Origin of the sequence: Campylobacter sp. CNRCH_2014_2849, assembly GCF_025772845.1 — a bacterium.
GTDB classification, from domain to species: domain Bacteria; phylum Campylobacterota; class Campylobacteria; order Campylobacterales; family Campylobacteraceae; genus Campylobacter_D; species Campylobacter_D lari_D.
Map to the genome: position 1 here is coordinate 128,174 of NZ_JAKMSW010000006.1, position 6,686 is coordinate 134,859.

General features: G+C 27.9%; 2 protein-coding genes. Both read left to right on the forward strand.

Annotated elements, in window-relative coordinates:
• The first annotated feature begins 411 nt into the window (after positions 1–411).
• A complete protein-coding gene (locus L8X33_RS05715) occupies positions 412–5,745 on the forward strand; it encodes an inverse autotransporter beta domain-containing protein (RefSeq protein ID WP_263670203.1) in 5,334 nt (1,777 codons plus the stop codon).
• A 49-nt stretch (positions 5,746–5,794) separates the two neighbouring features.
• Entirely contained in the window at positions 5,795–6,067 is a 273-nt protein-coding gene (locus L8X33_RS05720) for a hypothetical protein (RefSeq protein ID WP_263670205.1), read from the forward strand.
• Positions 6,068–6,686 lie beyond the last annotated feature (619 nt).

Here is a 6,686-nt window from a genome sequence, read left to right on the forward strand (position 1 = left end):
ATACTCTTTATTTATTACTATATATAAGCTTAGTATTTATACTTTATATACCAAATATGATAAATACACCTTACACTGTTATCTAAAATACTAAATGCTAATACTTTTAAAAATGTTAAATAGTATAATAAAATATAAATATAAAAATTCAAAAAGATTATTTTTCATTGTTTTTAAAAAGTAAATGATAAGTTTTTTTCATATATATTTAAATAATAATAAATCTATTTGCATTTTTTTAATAAAAAATAAAAGTAATTTTGATTATAATTTATAAATAATTATTATATTTATTAATTTTTTGGCTATTTTTCAATATTTTTATAACTTTTTTATCACTTTTGTATTTTTTGTGTTATCATATTCTCATCACAAATAAAAAATTTTATGCAAAGGATTCGGGGGGGGGGTATGAAAAAAACACTTTTACTTGTTTTAATCATTCACACTTTTCTTTTTTCTCAAATAATGATTTTAAAAAATCAAGATAAAATCATTATAGATAACAATCAAACTCTTGCACTTAATCATGTAAACCATGATCAAAAGCAAATACTTAAAGAACATAATAACATTGACTCAAGAGTCAAAAAACTATTAGAAGAAAAACCAAAGAAAGATTCTAATCTTAGTAAAGAAGATGAAGAATTGTCTAATAAGGTTATTGGTGTTATTCAAACTATAGGCAATGTATATAATGCCAAAGATAGTAAAGAAAGAGATGAGCTTATAAGAGATTTAGCAAGCAATTATTTAAGCTTACAAGCTAATACTTTAATCCAAGAATATTTACATACTCTTAATCACTCCATTAATAGTGAGTTTAATTTAAACTATAATGATAGGGGTGGTTTAAGTGGTAATGCTAAAGTTCTTTTGCCTATTATGAGTGAAGATAATCCAAAAATATCTTATTTTCTACAAAGCGGTATAGGTGGATATGATAATAATAGAATCATAGGTCATTTTGGTGGTGGTATAAGATATTATCCTAATGCATTAGCATTAGATAATTCAGGAAATATCATGCTAGGATTAAATTTAGTTTATGATCATGATTTTAGTAGAGAGCATAAAAGAATATCTTTGGGCTTTGAAAGTATGTTAGATACACTAGCTTTCCATGCTAATATTTATCAAAGATTAAGTGATTGGATTAATAGTTATGATTTTAAAAATGCAAATAATGATCTAACTTTCTTAGAACGCCCTGCTAATGGCTGGGATATGGGTATTAAATATGCTTTTCCTTCCATGAGTAATGTAGCTGTTTTTGCTAATATGAGTAAATGGTATGGAGAAAAAGTAGCTCCATTTGGCAATGTAAACTACTATGAAGATTTAGAAAAAAATCCTTTAGTGTATGAAGGAGGTATTACTTACTCACCCTGTCCTGCATTAACTTTTTCGCTAAGCCATAAAAGAAGTAATGAAAGTGATAAACAAGGCACAAATATAGCTATGAATTTTAACATACCTTTAGATAAAGATGCCTTCAAACACGCTTTTGATACAAAATTAGCAGGTATAAATAATACCATTGAAGGCTCTAGAACTCATTTTATAGATAGAGATTATTCTATGGTGCTTGAATATAAAGCTATTAACAATACTTATCATATTTCTTATTGCGGAAATTTGGGAGGTAATACTCATTGTATTATGCTTAAAGATGGCTTTAATCAAGCAGTTAAAAATGTTGCTATGAGTGTAACTCCTGAACAAAAAAGTGTAATCTTAAAAGATGGAAATCATTATATTACTGATAGTAATGGAAAAGTTTTTGTAAAAATAATCCATTCTTATGGAGTCCATCAAACCAATTTAATTGCTAAAGCAGGGAATGCTCAAGAAAGTTTCCCTATTACTATCATAGCTCCAAAAGAAGACTTTAGGATATTTGCTAAACCTTCTAATATACAAAGATATGAAAAATCTCTAATCACATTTACAGGAAATGATTTAGCAGGTGATTTGGCAATTCATTGGAAATTAAATGGTAAAGGAAGTTTAGAAAAAACGCCAAATTCAGATAAAACTGATAAAGATGGAAATTCAAATATCATCTATAAACCTGATGTAAACATGAAAGATAAAGAAAAAGCTGAAATCATTGTTAATGTATTGGGAGTTACTTTAAAAACATTTGTTCAAATAGCAATTTATGGAGATAATGATATTATCTTAGATAAAGCTATTATAGGTAATAAAGAAAAAACTCATGCAAGTTATAAAAACTTAAAAGCTAATTCTACAAAAGTTAAATGGAGTATACAAGGAGATAATGCTTTATTTGTTGATAAAGATAAAACTACTAAGGAGCTTAATTTAATAGCTGATGATAAAGGTGAGAGTAATGTAGAAATCATAGGACTTAGTGGAAATGAAAAAGTAAAAATCATTGCTAAGAATATGAGTGATGAATTAGTAAAAGAAAGAAGTAAAGATTTAGAGATTAAAAATTATACAGCCACTATGGAGCTTCCTGCTGGAAAAGATCCTGTGACTTATCAAGACTTTGAAAAAGGAATGATTGATTATAAAAGCGACTTTGAAGTAAAACTTAAAGGTTTAATGCCAAAAACAAAAGTTTTATGGAAAGCTAAAGATATACAAAGCAATAAAACTTTAAGAATTAGTAACGATAAAGAAAGTACAGCTGATGATAAAGGTGAGAGTAAGGTAGTATTTGAAGGAGTAAAAGATTTCAATATTAAAAGATTACAAATCATTGCTACTTATAATCAAAGCGCAGCTAGCACTCAAGAAGTAAGTGGAGAAATCAAACTCCACCAATATACCCCAAGCATTAGTTTTAGTAAAGATAAAATTCATGCTTATGAAAGTGATAATAACAAAGCTTTAAAAGATCCAAAACTTGATCATGTTGAAGTAACTTTAAAAGGTGGTAAACCTAATGAAAAAATAGAATGGAGTTTAAGTGGAGACGCTACTTTAAGCAATCAAGAAGCAACATTTAATGCTAGTGGTGAAGCTAAGGCAGTTATCACTTCTAAAGCTCCATTTAAAGTTAATCCAAATTTAGAAGTTAAAACTATGACTAAAGATCTTAAAAAAGAATTGCCTTATGAGATTAAAGAATATACTCCTAAAGTAGAATATCCAAGCTTTAAAACCCAAGAAAAAACTATAGATTATATAGATGATTTTAATATTAAAATAAGCGGTTTATTGCCAAATTCCACTATTGATAAAATCAGTGGAAGTAAAGGAGTAAAAGCTAAAAAAGAAAGCTTTAATGTTAATGATAAAGGTGAAACTACTTTAGAATTTAGTGGTATTAGTGATTATAGTGTTAAAGATATTGCTATTAAGTTTAATTATATCAAACAAGGTAGTATTAAAAAGGAGCTTAATTTAGATAAAATCAAACTTTATCAATACGCTATTTCCTTTAATGCTGATCCAAGTACTATCATTGCAGAACCTAATAAAAATGCCGAAGTAACTTTAAAAGGTGGTAAAGCTAATGAAAAAATAGAGTGGAGCTTAAGTGGAGACGCTACTTTAAGTAATCAAGAAGCAACATTTAATGCTAGTGGTGAAGCCAAGGCAGTTATTACTTCTAAAGCTCCATTTAAAACTAACCCTGTAATTAGTGTAAATACCTTAGGCCAAAACCTCACTAAAACATTAACTTATATAGATGGAACTGTATATACTCCAAAAATAGAATATCCTTCTTATAAAGTAAGTTTTTGGAAAACATTAGATAAAACCATAGACTATGACTCAGATTATGTATTAAAAGTAAGTGGTTTATTACCAAATTCAACCATTGATAATATCAGTGGAAGTAAAGGAGTAAAAGCTAAAAAAGAAAGCTTTAATGTTAATGATAAAGGTGAAGCTACTTTAGAATTTAGTGGTATTAGTGATCCTAGTGTTAAAGAACTTACTATTAAGTTTAGTTATATGAAATCAGTTATTACTAAGGCTGAAATAACTGCAGATAAAATTAATCTTTATCAAAGAGAATTGAATTTAGAACTTGATAAAGAAACACTTTATACTCAAGAAGGAGAAGTAGTACACGCTGTATTAAAAGGTGGAAAAACAGGTTCTAAAGTAGAGTGGAGTTTAAGTGGAGATGCTACTTTAAGTAATCAAGAAGCAACATTTAATGCTAGTGGTGAAGCTAAAGCAACTATTACTTCTAAAGCTCCGTTTGAGAATGATATTATGTTAAAAGTCAATGCTTTGGGTAGTTCTTTTACAAAAAGTATTAAGTATAATGACATGGTTTATATTCCAAAAATAACTTATCCAAGCTTTAAAGCTCAAGAAAAAACCATAGACTATAAAAGTGATTATGTATTAAAAGTAAGTGGTTTATTACCAAATTCAACCATTGATAATATCAGTGGAAGTAAAGGAGTAAAAGCTAAAAAAGAAAGCTTTAATGTTAATGATAAAGGTGAAGCTACTTTAGAATTTAGTGGTATTAGTGATCCTAGTGTTAAAGAACTTACTATTAAGTTTAGCTTTATGAAAACAAGAAAAATTAAAGAGGAACTTAATTTAGATAAAATCAAACTTTATCAATACACTATTTCCTTTAATGCTGATCCAAGTACTATTATTGCAGAACCTAATAAAAATTCCGAAGTAACTTTAAAAGGTGGTAAAGCTAATGAAAAAATAGAGTGGAGCTTAAGTGGAGACGCTACTTTAAGTAGTCATGATGCAACATTTAATGCTAGTGGTGAAGCCAAGGCAGTTATTACTTCTAAAGCTCCATTTAAAGTTAACCCTGTAATTAGTGTAAATGCTATGGGTAAAAATTTAAGTAAAGAATTAAATTATAAGAAGATTCCAATTCAATTAACTCTTGGTAAAACAAGGTTAAATCCATATTTGATTGAAACTGTCAGTATATTGGCAAAAGGCACTCCTTATGCAAAAATAAAATGGAGTATTGTCGGCGATGGAGTACTTCCAAAAGAAGATCTAATTCCAAAATATTTTGATAGTAAAGGTGTTGCGCTAACTAAGTTTAGAACAATTGATCCTAATACTCGTCCGATAACAGTAAGCGTTGAATATGAAGATGGAAGTGAAAAAGCTAGTGAAACAGCTGTATTTAATGGTCCAATTCGTCCAAGAATAAATGTAAATAATATTCCATTTGATACAGGAACAACTATAGAGCTATATGGACTAATTCCAAACTCTAGTGTAGATGTTCAACCAGATCAGTATCTTGGTTATACTAATTTTGTAAATAAAGGCACGCTTCATACTGATGATAAAGGTTCAGTTTATTTAAATTTTAAACCTATTGGAAAAGTTACTGAACACACCGGTAGAATTTTTAGTCTTAAAGTGAAATATAAAGAATGGGATGGAGCTGATTCTGAAGCAATTGTAGGAAGTATTGAGGTGCAAAAACGCATTCATGCAATATATGATACTTGGAAAGATCCTGCTTCATGCTACACCAGTGCAACTTTAACATTAACCGATGGAATTGCAGGAGAAAAAGTTGATTTTAGTGGAACTAATCTCTTAGTTGGCCTTGGTCAAACTGTGCCAATTATACAAAGATGGGATAAAGAATTTGATAATTCTGGTGAAGCAAAAGTTGTAATATCAACTACATGGTGCACTAAACCATTGACCGATACTCCTACTTTTACAATGAGATTTAATACTTTAGGTGTAAATGTCACAGAAACACGAGCGGTTACTTTTGGTGGTGGAGATCATGAAAGATTTTATTAGTCGGATATATAGGCACATTTTATAATGTTGTGGAAAAAGAAAGAAATATATGCCACTGTATAATTTTGCACAATTTCTATCTCTGTTAGCCCAGCTTTCAGAGGTAGATATTAAAACTCTTATGGAATATAAAGATTTATTGTTAAAAGCGTTATCACCTTTAAACGAAGTAGAAAGATTTAATGCAAAAGAATGTATGCAACTTATTAACACTCTTGAAGAAACTTTTTTAGATAAACTTCAAATAGAAGAAAGCAAAAAGAAAGAAATTTGCAAAAATATCATCAAAATACTAAAAAATCATCGGAAAATGTTTTTTTGAAAATCAAGTTGTAATGCAAAATAAATGGTGGATTTAGCAGGCGTGTAATTTACCAACTAAACTCCTAAATATCCATACTTTAATGAAATATTTTTCATTTGCACATACTTTTGCACATACTTTGTATTTTATTGTAAAAATGTGTAAAAAAGTGATATTGTTTTGCTAAATAGGTGATGTATTAAAATTTTTAGAGTGTGAATTTCAAGGAAAGAATATTGTGAATTTAAATTCTAATAAAGAAAAATACTGCCTGACTAATGAAGAGTAAGTGTTAATATATTCAAGAAACAATTTCAAAAATAGAATATTTGCTATTATATGAATTGCTAAAGTAGATTAAATCTTATTTTAAAGATTTAACCCCTAGTATAATTTTAGCTATTTTTTCAAAGCTATAAACATTTTTAAAATCATTACCATTTAAATTTTTTCTTCTACATTATACTATACTAAATATTTTATTTTATGTCCTGTTTATACTGTAAAATAAAATATAAATGCTATGCTTTAGATAGTTTTAGAAGTTAGTAAAGATATTGTATGTTTAAAACGATAACTATTTTAAATGTAATAGTTGTGTTTTAAAAAAGCACTAGCCATATTGAAGATGATGATG

Bases quoted from the DNA above. Each gene is read 5' to 3' on its own strand.
- L8X33_RS05715 (WP_263670203.1), top strand. From the start codon at position 412: ATGAAAAAAACACTTTTACTTGTTTTAATCATTCACACTTTTCTTTTT.
- L8X33_RS05720 (WP_263670205.1), top strand. From the start codon at position 5,795: ATGCCACTGTATAATTTTGCACAATTTCTATCTCTGTTAGCCCAGCTT.